We start from the raw sequence: 18,839 nt of genomic DNA, 5'->3' as shown, positions 1-18,839 counted from the left end.
CGGACGTCCCCCTTCAGCTCGGCAGCACCCGTGAACCGCCGACCGGCAGGTCCCACAGGTCGTGCCACGGCCGTCCCGTGCGCCGCCACGCGGCCCGCAGCCGCTCCAGCGGTTCCAGCACAGGCTCGGCCGACAGGACGAACGTCGCCCAGTGCATGGGCGCCATGATCCGTGCGCCGAGATCGCCGAAGGCCCGTACGGCCTCCTCCGGGTCGGTGTGCACGTCCCTGAGCCACCAGCGCGGCGCGTACGCCCCGATGGGCAGCAGGGCGACGTCGATGGCGGGGTGGCGGCTGCCGATCTCCGCGAACCAGGGGCCGTAGCCGGTGTCACCCGCGAAGTACACCGACCGGTCCCGGCCGTCGGTCATGACCCAGCCGCCCCACAGCGAGCGGCAGGTGTCGAGGAGGGTGCGCTTGGACCAGTGGTGGGCGGGGACGAAGTCGAAGCGCACGTCGCCGAGTTCGGCGCCCTCCCACCAGTCGAGTTCGGTGACGAGGGCGAAGCGCCGCCGACGGAACCAGCGGCCCAGGCCGGCGGGCACGAACATCGGTGTGCGGCGGGGCAGCCGGCGCAGTGTGGGCGCGTCCAGATGGTCGAAGTGGTTGTGGCTGATGACGACCGCGTCGACGGGCGGCAGATCCTCCCAGCGGACACCGACCGGGGTGATACGCGCGGGTGTGCCGAAGATGCGGCGGGACCAGACGGGGTCGGTGAGGACGGTGAGACCGCCGATGCGCACGACCCAGCTCGCATGACCTGCCCAGGTGACGGCCACGGTCGTGGCGTCCGCCTCGGGCAACGGGCCCGGTTCGAACGGCAGCAGGGGGATGCCCCGCAGTCCGCCGGGGCCGGGACGCACCGCACCCTCCCGGGCGAGCCGGGCCATGGCCCGCACGCCGGGGAGCGGGGCGGTCAGCCGCTCGGTGAACGATGCCGGCCAGGTCCGCACCTCGCCGAGGGGGCGGGTCGTGCGGGCCGGGCGCGCCGTACGGCCCGGTCGTGTGCCCGGTGCATGCCGGGCGGATCCGGTCTCTTCTGTCTGCTCCGTCATCCAGGTCTCCCGTCAACGCGTCAACGCAGTTCGTCGAAGGCCGATCCGAGATCGCTCAATGCCCGTTCCACATGGGGCAGTTCCAGAGGAGCGCGCGAGGCGAGCGCCGCGAGCTGCTCCTCCTCCGTCGTGCCGAGCAGCGGTCCGGTGGAGAGCCGTACCCGCAGGGCGCCGAGTTCGTCGCCGAACCGGTGGCCGCCGGGGACGGATGTGTCCAGCCGGTCGCTGAGATAGTCCTCCAGTTCCATGGAGTCGCCGACGCCCCGCTCGGCGAGACGGCCGCGCAACGGGCCGAGGTCGGCGTAGAGGTGGCGGCCCGCCTGCGGGGGGCGGGACAGGGCTCCGGCCGCCAGCACGGCGCGGTGGGCGGCGGCGGCCACCTGCGCGTGCAGCGCGGCGGCACGCGCCGCACGGACCGTCACCTCCGGGGGCTCGTCGAGAACATGCGCGGCGGCGGCGGCGACCGGCGCGGGAACCTCCGCGCCGAGCGCGGTGAGGAAGTCGAGGGCGCGGGCTCGCCGCGCGGCGCCCCGGTCCCCGGACGGGAACCGGGCGATGGCGACGGGCCATGAAGCGGGGGTGAGCGCGCCCGACAGATTACTGATCACGGTCACGTCACCGGGGCACATCTCCGCCGGGCTGAGCAGCACGGTGTCGTGCGGACGGTGCACCGTGTCCCGCCACGTCTCGTCGCTGATGATGTGCAGCCGTTCGCCGACAGCGGCCTCGCAGGCCTCGCGCACGGTCTCGGGCGGGGCGACGGTGGCGGTCGGGTCGTCGGCGACGGACAACAGCAGGAGCCGGGGCCGGCCGCCCTCGGCGCGGACCCGCCGTACGGTCTCCAGCAGCGCGACCGGGTCGGGGACTCCGCCGCACTCGGCCGGGGTGGGTACGTGGTAGGCGGGCCTGCCCAGCAGCCGGGCCTGGGGTGTCCACCAAGCGGGGCACGGACGGGGCATCAGCACGTCGCCGTCGTACGCACCGAGCAGGGAGAACAGCAGGGGCTGTGCGCCGGAGGCGGCGACGACCTCGTCGGGGTGGCTGCGCAGTCCGCGCCGCTCCCAGTAGCGGCATGCGGCCTCGCGCAGCGCAGGGCCGCCGCCGGGCGGCTCGCCCAGGGCCACATGGGCGGCGCCGGCGAGGACCGCGGCGATGTCGTCCGGCACGGGCAGCCCGATCCCGGGCGCGTGCGGCCCGTACCGGACGGGCCCACGTCCCTCGGAGGCCGTCCCCTGCATCGCCGCCACCTCCGCCACCGTCGCCGTCGCCATGGACCGGGTCGGCTTCCGGGCCCACGAGCCCTTTATACGAAGGTTTCGGGGATGCCGCCCGGCCGACGGCGGCGCGGTGGCGCCTGCGGCGGGGCTGTTCTGCTCCCCGCCCCTTCCCGGAACGGGGCTCCGCCCGGACCCGGCACCGCGCTCCGCGCGGCGTTTGGGGCCCGGCCCCTCCCACACGCCGCAAACTCCGGCGGGGCTCGATGTGCCCCGTAGGCGGGCCGGGTTGCCGCGCAGCGGCAATTCCGGCCCGCCCGGCGTTTGAGGACACCGCGCGGAGCGCGGTACGGGTCCGGGGCCTGCCCGGTTCCGGGTTGGGGCGGGCAGGGGAACCGCTCCGCGCAGCGTGCCGGGCGCCGCCGGACGGGTGCCGGTCGCGTAGGACCCCGCTCCACGGGGTATCCGCGCCGCATGGCAGACCTCCACGTACAGCCGCACACTCCCCGCGGCGCCCGCCTCGCACAGCTCCTCGGTTCCTGGGACCGGCGGCTGCTGCAGGTCGTCGCCGACCGGGAGTGGCCCGCCGCCGAACCCGTGCTGCCGCGGCTCAGCAGGAGCGCAGATCACGGGCTGCTCTGGTTCGGCGCGGCCGCCGGGATCGCCCTGATGGGCCGAGGCGCGCGCTCGCGGCGCGCGGCCGTCCGCGGTGTGGCGTCGCTCGCGGTGGCCTCCGCGGTCATCAATACGGTCGGCAAGCGTTCGATCCGCCGCGCACGGCCGGTGCTCGACGCCGTTCCGGTGATACGGCAGTTGAAGCGCCGGCCGTTCACCACCTCCTTCCCCTCGGGGCACTCCGCGTCGGCCGCCGCGTTCGCGACCGGGGTCGCGCTGGAGTCCAAGGGGTGGGGCGCGGCAGTTGCGCCGGTCGCGGCGTCCGTCGCGTTCTCACGGGTCTACACGGGAGTGCACTATCCGAGCGATGTGCTCGTCGGCGCCGCGCTGGGCGTGGGCGCGGCGTTCGCGGTGCGCGGTGCGGTGCCCACGAGGTCGCAGCTGCCGGCGCCGGGCCGGCAGCGGGCCCATGCTCCGGCACTGCCGGACGGCGAGGGACTGGTCGTGGTCGTCAACCGCGAGTCGGGGTCGGCGGACTGCGCGTCGCAGGTGAAGGCCGCGCTGCCGCTCGCGGAGATGGTGGAGTGCGCTCCGGACGAGCTGGCGGACGAGCTGGGGAAGGCGGCCGGCCGGGCCCGCGCGCTGGGCATCGTCGGCGGTGACGGCACGATCAACCGGGCCGCCTCGATCGCCGCCGTGCAGGGTGTCCCGATGGCCGTCTTCCCGGGCGGCACACTCAACCACTTCGCGTACGACCTGGGCATAGAGTCCGTGGACGACACCTGCCGGGCGGTCGCGGCCGGGGAGGCGGTCGGTGTGGACCTGGGGCGTTTCACTCCGGGGCCCGGCGGCAGCGCCGAACCCGGCTATTTCCTCAACACCTTCAGCCTCGGCGTCTATCCGGAGCTGGTGCGGATCCGGGAGCGGTGGTCGCCCCTGATCGGCGGCTGGCCGGCCGGGGTGCTCGCGGCGGCCCGGGTGCTACGGGGCGAACACCCCCTGGTGGCGGAGGTCCAGGGCCGGCGGCGCCCGATGTGGCTGCTGTTCGCGGGCAACGGCATCTACAAGGGCGTGGGTCCGACCCCGGGGCATCGCCACAATCTGGCGGACGGACTGCTCGACGTCCGGGTGGTGCACGGTGGTCGTCTGCCGGGGCTGCGGCTGCTGGGCGCGGCGCTGGCGGGGAAACTGAGGCGCTCTCCCGTCCACGCGGCGCGGCAGCTGCGGCACGTGCGCATCGGGGGCATCGAGCCCGGGACTCCGCTGGCGTACGACGGTGAAGTGGCGCAGGCTCCGGGTGAGTTGGTGGTGGACAAGCTGGTGGACAGGCTGACGGTGTACCGGCCGCAGGCGCTGCTGTAGCGAGCGGCGGGAAAACGGATCGACGCACCGACACCGCGTCACGCACCATGGCCGTACCGCCCTCGGCGGCCGGCCACGGGGGTGCTGGTCGCCCGGGGCGGCCGGCACCTCTTTCCCCTGCCGGCATCTCCTTGCGCTGCCGGCACCATCGCCTCCCCCGCAGAGCCGCTGCCGGCTGGAGCAGCCGCCACGTGAACGGAACGGGGCCGCTTGTCCAGGACGACAGGGGAGACGATCATTCGGCCCATGAGACCCGAAGTGCAGACGTTCGTTGCTGACGGACCGCTTCCCGACTGGGACGCGAGCGAGGAAGACATCGACAGGCGTGCCCGCCAGCTGACAGCGATCTCCCGACCTGTCACCCCCGAAGAGGCCGCAGCGTTGGCCACGTGCTTCGGCCCCGACGACTGTTACGGAGTCGCCTGGACGCTCGTGCACCTCATCGAGACGGCGCCCGGCCCGGTGCCGCGGCTGGAGGATCCGGGTCCGGAGGCGGGCGACTGGGCCGAGGTTCTGTGGGGGCGATGGGGCGGCGAACCCCCCACGCCTTGACGGGTTGGCTGCATGGATGTCTTTTCCTTGCGCGGCTCGCTCACCCGGGTGGTTCACCCGGGTGGCGCCGCGACCCCGAAGCGCGCCACGTAGCGGCGTTGCCAGGGTGTCTCGACCGCGTGCCGGTCGTAGTGGCCGCGGACGTACGCCACCGCCTCCTCGGGCGGCACGCCGTCGAGGACGGCCAGGCAGGCGAGGGCCGTCCCGGTGCGGCCGCGGCCGCCGGCGCAGGCGACCTCGACCCGTTCACCGGCCGACCGCGTCCATGCCTCGCGCAGCACCGCGTGGGCGTCGGCGCGGTCCGCGGGCAGACGGAAGTCGGGCCAGCGCAGCCAACGCGCCTCCCACGGCACGTCGGGTGGCTCCTTGCCCAGCAGGTACACGGCGAACTCCGGTACCGCACCGGCGGGCAGGGGCCGCCGCAGTCCTCGTCCGCGGACGAGTCGGCCGGACGGGAGGCGGAGCACGCCCTGTTCGGCGGAATTCCAGCTCTGTGTCACAAGGCCAGTCTCGCGCATCCGGGCAACCCCAACTCTGTCCACATCATGGGATTGGGATCTCAGTATGCGACCAAGAGGCGTACCGTTGGCGCCCTGGGGCCGTCATCGCCCCAGTCGCCGGGAGAAGGAGTCATGCCGTGCCGAAGGAGACCGCCGTCTACACCCACGGGCACCACGAGTCCGTGCTGCGCTCGCACACCTGGCGTACCGCCGCGAACTCCGCGGCGTATCTGCTCGGCGAACTGCGCCCGGGCCTCGACGTCCTGGACGTCGGCTGCGGACCCGGCACCATCACCGCCGACTTCGCCGCGCTCGTCGCACCGGGCCGCGTCACCGCCGTGGACGCCGCCGAGGACGTGCTGGAGCAGGCGCGCGGCCGTGCGGACGAACGCGGCCTCGACAACGTCCGCTTCGCGGTCGCCGACGTCCACGCACTGGACTTCCCCGACGGTTCGTTCGACGTCGTCCACGCGCATCAGGTACTGCAGCATGTGGGCGATCCGGTGCAGGCGCTGCGCGAGATGCGGCGGGTGTGCCGTCCCGGGGGTGTCGTGGCGGCACGCGACAGCGATTACGGGGCGTTCAGCTGGTTCCCCGAGCTGCCGGAGCTCGACGCGTGGCAGGAGCTGTACCGCAGGGTGGCGCGCGCCAACGGCGGCGAGCCGGACGCCGGCCGGCGGCTGCTGTCCTGGGCCCGCGCCGCGGGCTTCACCGACATCACGGCGACGGCCGCCACCTGGTGCTTCGCCACCCCCGAGGAGCGGGCGTGGTGGAGCGGGCTGTGGGCCGACCGCACGACGGCGTCGGTGTACGCGCGGATCGCGGTCGAGGGCTCTCACGCCAAGTCGGCGCAACTGGCGGCGCTCGCGGACGCGTGGCGTGCGTGGGGCCAGGACGACGACGCCTGGTTCATGGTGCCGCACGGCGAGGTGCTGTGCCGGGTCTGACCCGGCCCCCTGACATGGGCGGCAGGCGCCAACTAGGCTCGGCCGTATGGAGATTCTCGGTACCACACTCCGCATCTGCGTCGACGACCTGGAGGCCTCGGCGGCCTTCTACGAGCGCCTGACAGGGGCCCCGCCGCTGCGTTTCGAGCGCGGCGGGGTCTCGGTGGCGGCGGTCGGCTGCTTTCTGCTGATGAGCGGTCCGGAGGCGGAGCTGGAGATCCTGCGCAAGGTGTCGGCGACGATCGCGGTCGAGGACGTGGACACGGCGTACGCGACGCTCACCGACAACGGCGCCAAGGTGATCGCGGGCCCGGTACCGACTCCCGTCGGCCGCAATCTGATCGCCGTCCACCCGGACGGCTCGGTCTTCGAGTACGTCGACCGGAAGGCCGCCGCCTGAGCGCGGGCGGTCGACTGCCGGGCCGCATGCGGTCGGGGTCGACTACCCGGGGCGCCGCCGACCGTCACCCGGGTCGCGTGCGGTCATCTCCCGGGTGATGGCCCACCGCTCGTGGTCCCGCCAGGCCCCGTTGATGTACAGGAAGTCCGGCGAGTAGCCCTCCAGCCGGAAACCCACGGCGCGCACGAGCCCAAGGGAAGCGGCGTTCCCCGGCTGGATGTTGGCCTCGAGACGGTGCAGTGCGAGGGGGCCGAAGGCATGGGCGACGAGCAGCCGCAGGCCCTCGCCCATCAGCCCCCGGCCGACGGCGTGGGCGAAGGCTCCGTAGCCGATCGCGCCGCTGAGGAACGCTCCTTCGACGATGTTGTTGATGTTGATGAAGCCCGCGATGCCGTCGGTGGCGCGTTCGCAGACGAGGAAGCCCTCCTTGGCCGGGTCCTCCATGAGCCGTGCCGCATAGGCCGCGTAGGCGTCGGCCGTGACGGGCGGGAACAGCCAGGGCAGATGGTGCCCGGTGCTCTGCCGCGCGAGTGCCGTGAACTGAGCACCGTCGTCGTAGGTGTAGGGGCGCAGCGCCACGCGGTCGCCGATGGCGGCGTAGGGGGACGGGGTCGGGCTCGGGGGCATCGCGCCAGCCTAACCGGGGTGCCGAGACTTCCTGTCCCGGCGGCGGAAGACGTAGCCGCACAGCCCGCCGATGAGGAACATCGCCAGCAGCGCGAGGTAGAGCGGCATGGTGACGACCGGGACCAGCACCCGGATCTCCACCCGGTCCCGGTTCTCGACGATGAACACGATCGCCAGGACCCCGAGCACCAGCGCGGCGACCCTGGCGGGCGTCAGCCTGTCGCGCAGACCGTGGCCGCCGCCCTTCCTCCTGCTCGGTGTTTCCCTGGGGCTCATGGCAACAGGATGGGCGGACAGCCGCCGGGGGGCGGTGACGGAGGGTCCGAACGGGTGAACGTGCCCTCTCAGTCTTCCTTGTCAGACAAGGTGTACTCACATAGCGTGCTGCCAACGGATCCGTAGGAGGACCAGTGGCAGCAGGCGGTCAGCAGCGCAGACCGGTCGTCGTCCTGTACGAGCGGATCGCGGACGCCATCCACGACGGCACCTATCCGCCCGGCTCCACCCTGCCGTCCGAGCCCCGGCTCGCGACCGAGCTCGGGGTCAGCAGACCCGCGCTGCGCGAGGCACTGCTGCTGCTCCAGGAGGACGGCCTGCTCACGGTGCGCCGGGGGGTGGGCCGCACGGTGAACGACAGCCCACCGAGACGCGGTTACGAGCAGATCCAGCCGCTCGAGGAACTGCTCGCCAGCGGCTCGGCGCCGCGGACGCGGCCGCTGCTGCGGACGACGGAGGAGCCCACCGACTTCACCACACAGCATCTGCTGGCACCCGCGGGAGCGGAGCTGCGCTTCTGGGAGTCGTTGCTGACCCTGGACGGTACGGCCGTGGCGCTGAGCCACGAGTGGGCGGCCCCGGAAGAGACCCTGGAGGCGACCCATCGGGCCTTCGCCGACGCTCTGCGGCGCGAGCCGGAGCGTGCCGCCTCGATGCTCTCGGTGCTGACCTCCGCCTCCCGCGGCGTGCCTCTCACCGCGCACAGCGCGATCAGTGCCACGCTGCTCGGCCGCCGGCGCGGCGAGCAGCTGGGACGCCCCGCGGACACCCCTGCCGTGCTGGTCGCGCAGGTGGTGCGGGTGGACGGGACGCCGATCCTGGCCGCGAAGCACATGCTGCCGACAGGGGCGCCCGCCCTGCCGGTGCTCCAGTCGAACTGAGGGCCGCGCATCCGTGCCGTACACTCCCGCTGCATGCACTTGTCTGACATCTCGCGCGCACCCAAGGTCGTCCTCCACGACCACCTCGACGGCGGTCTGCGCCCCGCCACGATCATCGAGCTGGCCGGCGACTGCGGCTACCGGGGCCTGCCCACCGAGGACCCCGAAGCCCTGGCCGTCTGGTTCCGGGACGCCGCCGACTCCGGATCGCTGGAGCGGTACCTGGAGACCTTCGCCCACACCTGCGCCGTGATGCAGACCCGCGACGCGCTGGAGCGCATCGCTGCCGAGTGCGCCGAGGACCTCGCCGCCGACGGCGTGGTGTACGCGGAGGTGCGCTACGCCCCCGAGCAGCACCAGGAGCGCGGCCTGACCCTCGACGAGGTCGTGGACGCGGTCAACGCCGGCCTGCGCGAGGGTGAACGCCGCACCGGCGGGCGGATCACCGTGCGCGCGCTGCTCACCGGCATGCGGCACACCGACCGCTCGCTGGAGATAGCCGAGCTGACCGTCGCGCACCGTGAGCGCGGCGTGGCCGGCTTCGACATCGCGGGCGGCGAGATCGGCAACCCGCCGGCCCGGCACCTCCCCGCGTTCCAGCACCTCAAGCGGCACAACTGCCACTTCACGATCCACGCCGGCGAGGCGGTCGGCGCCGAGTCGATTCATGAGGCGGTGCAGATCTGCGGTGCCGAGCGCATCGGGCACGGCGTACGGATCACGGACGACATCACCGTCCACGACGACGGCACGGCCACGCTCGGCCATCTCGCCTCGTACGTCCGCGACAACCGCATCACCCTGGAGGTCTGCCCCACCTCCAACCTCCAGACGGGCGCGGCGAAGTCGTACGACACCCATCCGGTGGACCTGCTGCGCCGTCTCGGCTTCCGCGTCACCCTGAACACCGACAACCGGCTGGTGTCGGGCACGACGATGAGCCGCGAGTTCGCGCACATGGCGGACGCCTTCGGCTACGGGCCCGCCGACTTCGAGGATCTCACGGTCGCGGCGGCCGAGTCGGCGTTCCTGCCGCTGCCGGAGCGGCAGCGGCTGATCGACGGCGTGATCCGGCCCGGATACGCGGCGCTGAACGCGTAGCCCGTCAGGACAGGGAGCCCCGCACGACCGGCAGTTCCAGCACTCCTGTGTCCTCGGGCGCGCTGATGACGGTCACCGGTTTGATGCCGCGGTTGCCGAAGTAGGCCGTGTCGCCCGCCGCGATCACGAACTCCAGGCGGTGCCCCGCTTCGTAGCGGTGCACGATGCTCGGCAGCTGCACCGTGAACGGCCTGGTCACATCCGGCACCCTGACGGGCGCGACCAGACGGTTCACCAGTGACCTGGTGCCGTCGGGTGCGATGTCGTAGACCTTGGCGAACAGCACCAGCTTGTCGGCCGCGTCGCCGGAGTGCTGGACGCGCTCCGTGCGCGGCGAGAGGACCTTCAGCCGGGCACGCGGGGAGCCGACGACATCGACGGAGGCCTTCAACGGAGCGCTCCGCCAGCCCAGATGGGTGCCCTTGAGGTCGTACGGCCCGGGGTCGGGCACGCCGATGAGGCCGGACAGGGACGACTCGGAATGGCTCGTTGGCACCAGCAGGTTGGTGTAGGTGCGGCTGCCGCGGGTGACCTTGGCGCGCGTGTCCACCAGCTTGCCGTCGCCGGAGAGATACAGCTTCTGGGAGAGGGACGGGACGGCGTCCGCCTCGCCGTAGCCGCTCCGCCAGTCCCGGTAGTAGGCGAAGGCGGGCCCGGTGTCCTTGCTCGCCTTCTTGTGCAGATACCTGTCGAACCAGGCGAGGATGCGCCGCCCCACGTAGCTGGTCTCCAGATTGCCTTCGCCGAGATTCAGCTCGCCGGACGCGGGGTCGCTCATCCCTCCGCTGTGGCCCCAGGACTGCCAGATCATCCTGGCCTCGGTGCCCTGGGCCTTCAGCGTCTCGTAGCTGGCCCGCGCTTCGTCGAGGGTGAACAAGCTGTCGGCCTGCCCCTGGACGAGCAGCGTCGGCGCCTCGACCCGTGGCAGGTAGGAAACGGGTGACACGCTGCGGGCGAAGCTCTGCATCTGCGCGACCCGGTCCGCCGGGTAGCGACCGGAGTTGAGCAGGCGCAGGGTGTCGCAGGCCCTGGGGACGAAGTGCAGACAGCCCAGTGAGCCGAAGCGGGCCGGGTCAAGGCTCGGGTTGGTCAGCGGCTGCCCCTCCCCGATGAGCCAGAAGCCGTCCGCCCACTGCCATTTGAAGGCACCCGGCACGGTCGTTGCGGCCACGCTGTTGGGGTCGAGGGAGTGGTTGAGGTCGTTCCAGGTGATCAGGGGCACGAGGGCGTCGACCCGGCGGTCCACGGCCGCCGTGGCCAGCTGGATCGCGCCGCCGTACGAACCGCCGATCATGCCGACGCGCGGGTCGCCGTGCCGGTCCCTGGTCACGAAGTCGACAGTGCTTCCGTCGTCCGCCGCATGCGTCCCGGCCAGGAAGTCGACCAGCCGGGACGCCGCGCGGCCGTCGATGTGCGGGTCGTCGAGCGAGATGAGGCAGCCCGATGCCCCGAAGCCCAGACCCGACCAGGCCAGGGCCACATAGCCGCGGGCGGCGAACGCCCTGGCGGTGGCGTCCGTCGATCCGTCGGCCTTGCTGCCGCCGAACCCGTTGGTGGTGAGAACGGCCGGCGCGGGTCGGTTCGGGCCGGCATCGGCGGGCCGGTAGAGGTCGGCGTCGATCGTGCAGGTCCTGTCGCCCGCCTCGACGGTGAACTTCAGGGCCGTGACCGTGAATCGGCCGGTCTCCTCACCCGCGGTGGCGGGCGAGGCGAGCGTGAGCGGGGCGAGCAGCGCCGCTCCGGCGGCCCAGGCGAGCGGCTTGCGACGTCGGGAAAGGGCACGGGACACGAGGACCTCCACATCGAGGACGCCATACCGACCGGTAAGTAGGTAGCCGCGCCCATGCTGCGGCACGTGTCAGATACACGTCAATGTTCGTGCCTCAACTTCCTGACAGAGATTCAACAAGCCCGTGGGGCCGCCGCGGCAGTCAGAAGTGGAAGCAGTCGGCGTCGGTCAGACCAACGCCGGGACGTCCAGCGTCAGCGTGCACGCCTCCGCGTCCAGGACCGCCTGCACGCCCAGCGGCACGGTCAGGTTCGTCGCGCCGTGCCCGAAACCGAACTCCTCCACGACCGGAACGCCGAGCCCGCCCAGCCGGTCCAGGAACACCTCGCGCACCTGCTCGTACGGACCGCACTCCGCCCACGACCCGAGAACCACTCCTGCCACGCCGTCCAGCCAGCGGGCACGCAGGAGTTGGGTGAGGATGCGGTCCAGGCGGTAGTCCTCCTCCCCCACGTCCTCGATCAGCAGCAGTCCGCCACGGGCGGAGGGGCGCGCGTGCGGCGTGGCGAGGTCGGCGGCGATCAGCGACACGCATCCGCCGAGGGTGACGCCGCGCGCCTGCCCCGGCACCATCGCCCGCGCCCCTGGCGGCCCGGTGAGCGTCCGCACCGACTCGGGTGCGAACAGCGTGGCGCGCAGCGACTCCTGGGTGCGCTCGTCCTTGAGGAAGGTGAGCGCTCCCACCATCGGGCCGTGCAGCGTCGACAGTCCCATCCGGACGGCGAAAGCCTCGTGGAGGGCGGTGACATCGCTGTAGCCCACGAAGACCTTGGGGCCGGCTGCGCGCAGCGCCGGCCAGTCCACCAGGTCCACCATCCGCTGCACCCCGTAACCGCCGCGGGCGCAGATGACCGCCGAGACCGACGGATCGCACCATGCCTCGGTCAGTTCGCGGGCGCGCGCCGCGTCGTCGCCGGCGAGGTACCACAGGCTGCCGTGCGTCTCGCGGACATGGGGCATCACGACCGGGTCGAGGCCCCAGCCGCGCAGGATGGCGAGACCGGCTTCGAGACGGTCGTCGGGCACGGGACCGCTCGGTGCGACGACCGCGACCCTGGCCCCGGGCCTCAACCGCTCGGGCCTGGTCAGGGGCGTGAGCGTCACTTCTTCAGCTCCAGCTGGGGAACGTCGGACCGGTTGATCCCGAAGGTCTGGGCATACAGCGACAGTTCGGCCTCCAGGGCCCTCTTCATCGTGTCGGCCCTGCGGAATCCGTGCCCCTCGCCCTCGAAGGCGATATAGGCGTGGTCGACGCCGCGCCCCGCCATCCGGGCCAGGAACCGTTCGCACTGCGCGGGCGGGCAGATGACGTCGTCGAGGCCCTGGAGCAGCAGGAAGGGGACCGCGATGCGGTCCACGTTGGTGATCGGCGACCGTTCCCGGTAGCGGCCGGGGACCTCGTCGAGCGGGCCGACGAGCGACTCCAGGTACTGGGACTCGAAGTCGTGCGTCTCGCCGGTGGCCCAGGACAGCAGATCGAGGATGGGATAGATGATCGTGCCGCACGCGTAGACATCGGTGCCGGTGAGCGAGGCCGCCGTGGTCCAGCCGCCCGCGCTGCCGCCGCGGATCGCGAGCCGTGCCGGGTCGGCCGTGCCTTCGGCGGCCAGCGCCTCGGCGACGGCGGCGCAGTCCTCCACGTCGACGACGCCCCACTGCTCGCGGAGCCGGTTGCGATATTCCCGCCCGTAGCCGGTGGATCCGCCGTAATTGACCTCGGCGACTCCGATGCCGCGGGAGGTGAAGTAGGCGATCTCCAGGTCCAGTACGAGGGGTACACGTCCGGTGGGGCCACCGTGTGCCCAGATGACGTAGGGCGGCAGCTCGTCGTCGGGTGCGGCCCGGTCCGGGCTGTGCGGCGGGTAGATCTGGGCGTGGATCTCGCGGTTGTCCGGTCCGGTGAAGGTGCGGATCTGCGGTTCGGGGTAGTACGCCGGGTCCACCGGGTCGTCGTGCGCGCTGCCGACGACGCGGGTCCTGCCCGTACGGGTGTCGAGCTCCACGATCTCGTAGGCGCTGCGCGGACTGGCGGCCACGCCGACGACCCTGTCGCCGTGAGCGGCGAGAGTGGGTGCCCATTCACTCCAGGGCCCGGCGGCGTCGACCAGTTCGCCGGTCTCCGGGTCCAGTATGCCGAGCGCCGTGGTGCCCCGGCCGTGGATGACGGCGACGAGTCCGTTGGCCAGCGGGTGGAACCACTGGGAGCCGATCTTCCACAGCGCGCCGCCGAACTCCTCGCCGTGGCCCTGGCACAGGGCCACGGCCGTGCCCGGCATCGCGCCTGCCGGACGGATCCGCCGCAGTTCCCACCAGTTGTCGCGGTCGGACACGAACAGCAGGGAGCCGTCCGTGGCCCAGTCGACCTGGCAGACGGACTCCTCCTCGCCGCCCGCCACGGACCGCACCGCGGCGAAGGCGCCGTCGTCTCTCACCTCGCCGAGCATGACCTCGGTGCCGTCCCACGGCATCCGCGGATGGTCCCAGGCGATCCACGCCGCGTGCCGCCCGTCCGGCGAGATCCGCGGTCCGGTGACGAAACGGTGCCGGTCGTCGCTCAGTTCGCGCACCGCGCCACGGTCGTCGGCGGCCGAGCCGTCCAGCGGCACCGCGGCGATCACCCTTCGTACGTCGGTGGGGGCGTCGCCGGTGAACTCCTCCAGGACGCACCACACTTCGCCCCGCCCGGTACGCAGCTGCGGATCGGCCCAGCGCAGACCGCCGCCGACGGCCGAGAGCGGGGTGAGCGGCCGCGGCTCGGCTCCGGGGACGTCCGGCTCGTACGCGTACAGCCGCTGGTCGGGGAAGTGGACGAAGACGATCAGCGGGCCGCCGTCGGCCCGCACCGCTCCGGCCCACGGCAGCCCGCCGTATTCGATGACCCGGCTGCGCACGTTCCACGGCGCGGGCAGCACCGACTCCTCGTGCCCGTCGGCCCGTCGGCGCACCAGGGTGCGTCTGCCTCCTTCGGCGGGGCGTGGTGCGGTCCACCACACCTCGTCGCCGACGAGGCCGAGATACTCGGGCCGTCCGTCGTGGGAGGCGGCGAGGGCCGCGTCGATCGGCGACGGCCAGCTTCCGTAGGGCCCCGTGGGTACCATGCCCGTCTCCCTACGCGGTCTGCAGATAGTGGTCGAGCACGCGGACGCCGAAGTGCAGCGCATCGACGGGAACGCGTTCGTCGACTCCGTGGAACATGGCCGCGTAGTCGTAGCCCGGCGGCAGCCTCAGCGGGGAGAAGCCGTAGCCGGTGATGCCCAGCCGGGAGAACTGCTTGGCGTCGGTGCCGCCGCCCATGCAGAACGGCACCGTGTGCCCCTCCGGGGCGAACTTCTCGATGGCCGCGCGCAGTTTGGCGAACGTCGGCGAGTCGACGGGAGCCTGCAGCGGAATCTCGCGGTGGTGGAACTCCCACTCGACATCCGGGCCGGTCAGGCGGTCCATGGTCTCCTGGAACTCGACCTCGGCACCGGGCAGCATCCGCCCGTCCACGAAGGCCGTGGCCTGTCCGGGGATCACATTGACCTTGTAGCCGGCGTCCAGCATCGTCGGGTTGGCGCTGTTGCGCACGGTCGGCTCGACGAGCGCGGCTGCCGGGCCGAGCTTGACCATCAGGGCGTCGACGTCGAAGTCGCGGGCATGCACATCGGTCTCGATGCCGTGCAGCGCCGCCAGTTCGGTCAGTGCCGCCCGGACGGTGGGCGTCAGCCGCACCGGCCACTGGTGCTCGCCGATCCGGGTGATGGCGGCGGCCAGCCGGGTCACCGCGTTGGAACGGTTGACCTTGGAGCCGTGACCTGCCCTGCCGTGGGCGGTGAGCTTCAGCCAGGCGGTGCCGCGCTCCCCGGCCGCGATGGGGTAGAGCGTCATCCCGGGACCGGCGTGGAAGGAGAAGGCACCGGACTCGCTGATGCCTTCCGTACAGCCCTCGAAGAGGCCGGCGTGCTGCTCGGCGAGGAAGGTCGATCCGTCGATCGCGCTGTCCTCCTCGTCGGCGGTGTAAGCGATCACGATGTCGCGCCGGGGCCGCACGCCGTGCCGTGACCAGGCCCGTGCGACGGCGAGGATCATCGCGTCCATGTTCTTCATGTCGACCGCGCCGCGGCCCCACACGACGCCGTCGCGCACCTCGCCGGAGAAGGGGTGCACGGTCCATTCGGCGGCGTCCGCAGGAACCACGTCGAGATGTCCGTGGACGAGGAGGGCGTCGGCCGACGGGTCGGTGCCCTCGATCCGGGCCACGACATTGGTACGGCCCTCGGTCCGTTCCAGCAGGGTGGGTTCGAGTCCGGCGTCGGCAAGACGCTCGGCGACGTATTCGGCGGCGGGCCGTTCCCGGCAGTCGCCGCCGCCGCGGTTGGTGGTGTCGATGCGGATGAGTTCGGAGGTGAACGTCACCACTTCGTCGAGGGACTGGGCATCCACTGGCGTTTCGGTCACGTCAGCCATACTGCTCCTCCACGGCGGCGGAGACGATCGTCGTGACCGCCTTGAATGTGCGAATGCCCTCGTACATGGTCTCGCTGGTGTACGCGACGCGGCGCTCGCCGCGGGCCCGTGCCACTCCGGGCACGACGGTGGCGGCGGCCGCCAGATGTTCGGCGTCGAACTCCAGCTCCACGGTGAACGGCCCGCCCCGCACCGGGTCGTGGCGTACGGCGAGGGCGGCGGCCTCCTTGGCGGCGGCACGGATGTCGGCCGCGGTGCGGGTGGGGGTGCGGCAGACGGCCGCGTAGCGCGAGACGTGGTCCTTGACGGCGACCTTGAGCGCGCCGGGCGCGTACCCGAGCGCGTCCTCGCAGGTGAGGTCGTCCCCGGTGACGAGGACGACGGGCACGCCGTACTCGGCGACGACGTTGGCGTTGAGCAGTCCCTCGCTCGCGCGGACCCCGTTCAGCCAGACGCCCGTGATGGAGTTCGCCAGATAGGTGTGGGCGAGGACCCCTTCGGTGCCCGCGCCGGTGTGGTAACCGACGAAGGCGATGCCGTCGACGTCGCCGTGCTGCACGCCTTCGACCATCGAGAGCGACTTGTGGCGGCCGGTGAGCATCTGGGCGCGCTCGTCGAGCTGCTCCAGCAGGAGGTTGCGCATGGACCAGTGCGCCTCGTTGATGAGCACCTCGTCGGCGCCGCCGTCGAAGAAGCCGAGAACGGCGGCATTGACGTCGGAGGTGAACATCGACCGGCAGCGTTCCCACTGGGGTGTCCCCGGAAGCACGTCGGCCGGCCAGGTCACGCCCGTGGCGCCCTCCATGTCGGCGCTGATCAGGATCTTCACAGCCTTCTCCGTTCCACCTCGCGCGGCGCTGCCGCCACGACGGTGCACGTGGCGGCAGCGCGAGTGTAGACCGGTAGATCTTCCCGTCGAAGGGGTGGTCTATCCCAATACCTTCTCGAGCGTGGCGAGCGCCGTCGACAGCTCCTCGCGGGTGATCGTCAGCGGCGGGGCGAGCCGGATGGTGGAGCCGTGGGTGTCCTTGACGAGGATTCCCTCGGCCATCAGCCGTTCGCTGATCGCGCGGCCGGTGCCGATCGCCGGGTCGATGTCGACGCCCGCCCACAGCCCTCTGGCCCGGAATCCGACGACACCCTTGCCCACCAGAGTGTCGAGCCCGGCGCGCAGCACCTCGCCCAGCTCGGCCGCCCTGCTCTGGTACTCGCCCGTCGCGAGCAGATCGACGACGGCCGAACCGACTGCGGCGGACAACGGGTTGCCGCCGAACGTGGAGCCGTGCTCGCCGGGACGCAGGACGGACATGACGTCGCGCCTGCCGACGACCGCGGACACGGGGACGATGCCGCCGCCGAGCGCCTTGCCGAGCAGCAGCAGGTCGGGCCGGACGGATTCATGGTCGACGGCGAGCGTGGTGCCCGTGCGTCCGAGGCCGGACTGGATCTCGTCGGCGATGAACAGGCAGCCCTCGCGGCGGGTCAGGTCCCGCACGCCCGCGAGATAGCCGTCGTCCGGGATGAGGACGCCCGCCTCGCCCTGGATGGGTTCGATGAGCACGGCCGCGGTGGTCTCGTCGACGGCCGCTTCGAGCGCGGCGAGGTCGTTGTACGGCACGACGCGGAAGCCGGGCGTGAAGGGGCCGAACCCGCCGCGGGCGCTCTCGTCGGTGGAGAAGCTGACGATCGTGGTGGTGCGGCCGTGGAAGTTGCCGTCGGCGACGACGATCGTGGCGCTGTCGGGGGCGACGCCCTTGACCTCGTACGCCCATTTACGGGCGATCTTGATGGCGCTCTCGACCGCTTCGGCGCCGGTGTTCATCGGCAGGGTCATGTCGAGGCCGGTCAGCGCGGCGAGACCTTCCGCGAATCCGGCGAGCTTGTCGTTGTGGAAGGCCCGCGAGGTGAGGGTGACCTCGTCGAGCTGGCGATGGGCGGCGGCGATCAGGCCGGGATGGCGGTGGCCGAAGTTCAGTGCCGAGTAGCCGGCCAGCATGTCCAGGTAGCGGCGGCCCTCGACATCCTCGACCCAGACGCCCTCTGCACGGGCGACGACGACGGGCAGCGGGTGGTAGTTGTGCGCGAGGGTGGTGTCCTCGGCACGGATCAGTTCGGCGGAGGAGCGCTCGGTGCGCTCGGGCGTGAGGGTCATGCGCGGATCTCCTGGGTGCAGCACTTGATGCCGCCGCCTGCCTTGTGGAACTCGGACAGGTCGACGGGGACAGGGACGTAGCCGTGGGATTCGAGCCGGCCGATGAGACCCTCGGCCTGCGGGGCGACGACGACGTGGTGGCCGTCGGAGACGGAGTTGAGCCCGAAGGCCATGGCGTCCTCGCGGGTCGCCGTCACCGCGTCGGGGAACATGCGCTCCAGCACCTCGCGGCTGCCCGGCGAGAAGGCGTCCGGGTAGTAGGCGATGTTCGCCTCGTCGTCCCCGCTGCCGTCGTCGAGGACGAACAGCGCGGTGTCCAGGTGGTAGAAGTACGGGTCGGTCAGCTGAAGGCCGATCACGGGTACGCCGAAGAACTCCTGCACCTCGCGATGGGCGGCGGGAATGGTGCGGAATCCCGTGCCGGCGAGGATGAAGCCGCCGGCGGGTGCGAGGTCGCCCTCGCCCTCGCACACCGACTCGGGCCGGTGCACGTCGAATCCGGCGGTCTTGAACCACGTCTCGTACGCGGCTTCCTCGCCACGGCGCTCCGGGGCGTGGAAACGGGAGCCGAAGACGCGGCCGCCGAGGACGAGCGCCGAGTTCGCGGCGAACACCATGTCCACGAGGCCGGGCTCCGGCTTCACATGGTCCACGGTGTGACCGAGGCCGAGATAGGTGTCGACGAGGGATGCCCACTGGTCGCGGGCGAGGCCGTGGTCGACCGCGGTGTTCTGGCTCATCCAGGGGTTGATGGCGTACTGCACGTCGTAATACCGGGGTTCACAGACCAGGTAACGCCTGGGCCGAGGCACACGTCTGGGTGGCACCGAGTGATTCCTCCCGCTTCGTCGCGAAATCCGTTGTCCGGTGTCCGGTGTCCGGTGACATCTCCACGGTAGGAATCGGGACGGACGGGCGACAAG

Annotated in this window: 18 protein-coding genes; 6 read left to right on the top strand and 12 right to left on the bottom strand. The window is 72.1% G+C overall.

Annotated features, from left to right (window positions below):
* Nucleotides 1-13 precede the first annotated feature (13 nt).
* Together AC067Z_RS30495 and AC067Z_RS30490 are read right to left on the bottom strand one after the other, a co-directional pair.
* The gene (locus AC067Z_RS30495; protein ID WP_478792876.1) at nt 14-1,054 is read right to left on the bottom strand and encodes an MBL fold metallo-hydrolase; all 1,041 of its coding nucleotides are present in this window, start codon (nt 1,052-1,054) and stop codon (nt 14-16) included.
* 20 nt (nt 1,055-1,074) lie between these two features.
* Nucleotides 1,075-2,325, bottom strand: coding sequence for an aminotransferase class I/II-fold pyridoxal phosphate-dependent enzyme (locus AC067Z_RS30490; protein WP_478792875.1), 1,251 nt, complete (start codon nt 2,323-2,325; stop codon nt 1,075-1,077).
* Nucleotides 2,326-2,742: 417 nt separating this feature from the next.
* Here AC067Z_RS30490 and AC067Z_RS30485 point away from each other — a divergent pair, with 417 nt between their 5' ends.
* On the top strand, nt 2,743-4,245 hold the full coding sequence (locus AC067Z_RS30485) for a phosphatase PAP2 family protein (protein ID WP_478792874.1): 1,503 nt from the start codon (nt 2,743-2,745) through the stop codon (nt 4,243-4,245).
* Nucleotides 4,246-4,491: 246 nt separating this feature from the next.
* Complete coding sequence (locus AC067Z_RS30480; RefSeq protein WP_478792873.1) at nt 4,492-4,797, top strand: hypothetical protein; 306 nt, start codon at nt 4,492-4,494, stop codon at nt 4,795-4,797.
* A gap of 53 nt (nt 4,798-4,850) precedes the next feature.
* On the opposite strand, the gene AC067Z_RS30475 is transcribed toward AC067Z_RS30480, so the two are convergent.
* A complete protein-coding gene (locus tag AC067Z_RS30475; RefSeq protein ID WP_478792872.1) occupies nt 4,851-5,297 on the bottom strand; it encodes a protein-tyrosine phosphatase family protein in 447 nt (148 codons plus the stop codon).
* Nucleotides 5,298-5,434: 137 nt separating this feature from the next.
* On the opposite strand from AC067Z_RS30475, the gene AC067Z_RS30470 reads away from it, so the two are divergent.
* Together AC067Z_RS30470 and AC067Z_RS30465 are read left to right on the top strand one after the other, a co-directional pair.
* Nucleotides 5,435-6,244 (top strand): class I SAM-dependent methyltransferase, encoded by an 810-nt coding sequence (locus tag AC067Z_RS30470; RefSeq protein WP_478792871.1) that lies wholly within the window; start codon nt 5,435-5,437, stop codon nt 6,242-6,244.
* A gap of 46 nt (nt 6,245-6,290) precedes the next feature.
* On the top strand, nt 6,291-6,644 hold the full coding sequence (locus AC067Z_RS30465) for a VOC family protein (RefSeq protein WP_478792870.1): 354 nt from the start codon (nt 6,291-6,293) through the stop codon (nt 6,642-6,644).
* A 42-nt stretch (nt 6,645-6,686) separates the two neighbouring features.
* Here the strand turns inward: AC067Z_RS30465 and AC067Z_RS30460 are convergent, their stop codons facing one another.
* Nucleotides 6,687-7,271 (bottom strand): GNAT family N-acetyltransferase, encoded by a 585-nt coding sequence (locus tag AC067Z_RS30460; protein ID WP_478792869.1) that lies wholly within the window; start codon nt 7,269-7,271, stop codon nt 6,687-6,689.
* Nucleotides 7,272-7,280: 9 nt separating this feature from the next.
* Nucleotides 7,281-7,547, bottom strand: coding sequence for a LapA family protein (locus AC067Z_RS30455; protein ID WP_478792868.1), 267 nt, complete (start codon nt 7,545-7,547; stop codon nt 7,281-7,283).
* Nucleotides 7,548-7,681: 134 nt separating this feature from the next.
* On the opposite strand from AC067Z_RS30455, the gene AC067Z_RS30450 reads away from it, so the two are divergent.
* Both AC067Z_RS30450 and AC067Z_RS30445 read left to right on the top strand, forming a co-directional pair.
* The gene (locus AC067Z_RS30450; RefSeq protein WP_478792867.1) at nt 7,682-8,428 is read left to right on the top strand and encodes a GntR family transcriptional regulator; all 747 of its coding nucleotides are present in this window, start codon (nt 7,682-7,684) and stop codon (nt 8,426-8,428) included.
* Nucleotides 8,429-8,461: 33 nt separating this feature from the next.
* Nucleotides 8,462-9,529, top strand: coding sequence for an adenosine deaminase (locus AC067Z_RS30445; RefSeq protein ID WP_478792866.1), 1,068 nt, complete (start codon nt 8,462-8,464; stop codon nt 9,527-9,529).
* A gap of 4 nt (nt 9,530-9,533) precedes the next feature.
* Here AC067Z_RS30445 and AC067Z_RS30440 read toward each other — a convergent pair whose 3' ends face one another.
* The 7 genes from AC067Z_RS30440 to ddaH all read right to left on the bottom strand — a co-directional run bounded on the left by AC067Z_RS30440 (nt 9,534) and on the right by ddaH (nt 18,743).
* Complete coding sequence (locus tag AC067Z_RS30440) at nt 9,534-11,330, bottom strand: alpha/beta fold hydrolase (protein WP_478792865.1); 1,797 nt, start codon at nt 11,328-11,330, stop codon at nt 9,534-9,536.
* 156 nt (nt 11,331-11,486) lie between these two features.
* The gene (locus AC067Z_RS30435; RefSeq protein ID WP_478792864.1) at nt 11,487-12,422 is read right to left on the bottom strand and encodes a S66 peptidase family protein; all 936 of its coding nucleotides are present in this window, start codon (nt 12,420-12,422) and stop codon (nt 11,487-11,489) included.
* Nucleotides 12,419-14,416, bottom strand: coding sequence for a S9 family peptidase (locus tag AC067Z_RS30430; RefSeq protein WP_478792863.1), 1,998 nt, complete (start codon nt 14,414-14,416; stop codon nt 12,419-12,421). The genes AC067Z_RS30435 and AC067Z_RS30430 overlap by 4 nt, the downstream gene beginning before the upstream one ends.
* Before the next feature lie 10 nt (nt 14,417-14,426).
* Nucleotides 14,427-15,764 carry a M20/M25/M40 family metallo-hydrolase gene (locus AC067Z_RS30425; RefSeq protein ID WP_478792862.1) on the bottom strand — a complete coding sequence of 446 codons (1,338 nt, stop codon included), beginning with the start codon at nt 15,762-15,764 and terminating at the stop codon, nt 14,427-14,429.
* A complete protein-coding gene (locus AC067Z_RS30420) occupies nt 15,757-16,593 on the bottom strand; it encodes a M55 family metallopeptidase (protein WP_478792861.1) in 837 nt (278 codons plus the stop codon). The genes AC067Z_RS30425 and AC067Z_RS30420 overlap by 8 nt, the downstream gene beginning before the upstream one ends.
* A 99-nt stretch (nt 16,594-16,692) precedes the next feature.
* On the bottom strand, nt 16,693-17,916 hold the full coding sequence (rocD, locus tag AC067Z_RS30415) for an ornithine--oxo-acid transaminase (protein ID WP_478792860.1): 1,224 nt from the start codon (nt 17,914-17,916) through the stop codon (nt 16,693-16,695).
* Nucleotides 17,913-18,743, bottom strand: a complete 831-nt coding sequence (ddaH, locus tag AC067Z_RS30410) for a dimethylargininase (protein WP_478792859.1) — start codon at nt 18,741-18,743, stop codon at nt 17,913-17,915. Before ddaH ends, rocD begins: the two co-directional genes overlap by 4 nt.
* Nucleotides 18,744-18,839 lie beyond the last annotated feature (96 nt).

The organism is Streptomyces sp. NPDC043812 (assembly GCF_056436245.1).
Note: the sequence above shows the minus strand (reverse complement) of the source record. Positions and strands in the feature narration are given on the sequence as shown.

Bases quoted from the DNA above. Each gene is read 5' to 3' on its own strand.
- AC067Z_RS30495 (WP_478792876.1), bottom strand. From the start codon at position 1,054: ATGACGGAGCAGACAGAAGAGACCGGATCCGCCCGGCATGCACCGGGC.
- AC067Z_RS30490 (WP_478792875.1), bottom strand. From the start codon at position 2,325: ATGGCGACGGCGACGGTGGCGGAGGTGGCGGCGATGCAGGGGACGGCC.
- AC067Z_RS30485 (WP_478792874.1), top strand. From the start codon at position 2,743: ATGGCAGACCTCCACGTACAGCCGCACACTCCCCGCGGCGCCCGCCTC.
- AC067Z_RS30480 (WP_478792873.1), top strand. From the start codon at position 4,492: ATGAGACCCGAAGTGCAGACGTTCGTTGCTGACGGACCGCTTCCCGAC.
- AC067Z_RS30465 (WP_478792870.1), top strand. From the start codon at position 6,291: ATGGAGATTCTCGGTACCACACTCCGCATCTGCGTCGACGACCTGGAG.
- AC067Z_RS30460 (WP_478792869.1), bottom strand. From the start codon at position 7,271: ATGCCCCCGAGCCCGACCCCGTCCCCCTACGCCGCCATCGGCGACCGC.
- AC067Z_RS30455 (WP_478792868.1), bottom strand. From the start codon at position 7,547: ATGAGCCCCAGGGAAACACCGAGCAGGAGGAAGGGCGGCGGCCACGGT.
- AC067Z_RS30445 (WP_478792866.1), top strand. From the start codon at position 8,462: ATGCACTTGTCTGACATCTCGCGCGCACCCAAGGTCGTCCTCCACGAC.
- AC067Z_RS30430 (WP_478792863.1), bottom strand. From the start codon at position 14,416: ATGGTACCCACGGGGCCCTACGGAAGCTGGCCGTCGCCGATCGACGCG.
- AC067Z_RS30425 (WP_478792862.1), bottom strand. From the start codon at position 15,764: ATGGCTGACGTGACCGAAACGCCAGTGGATGCCCAGTCCCTCGACGAA.
- rocD (WP_478792860.1), bottom strand. From the start codon at position 17,916: ATGACCCTCACGCCCGAGCGCACCGAGCGCTCCTCCGCCGAACTGATC.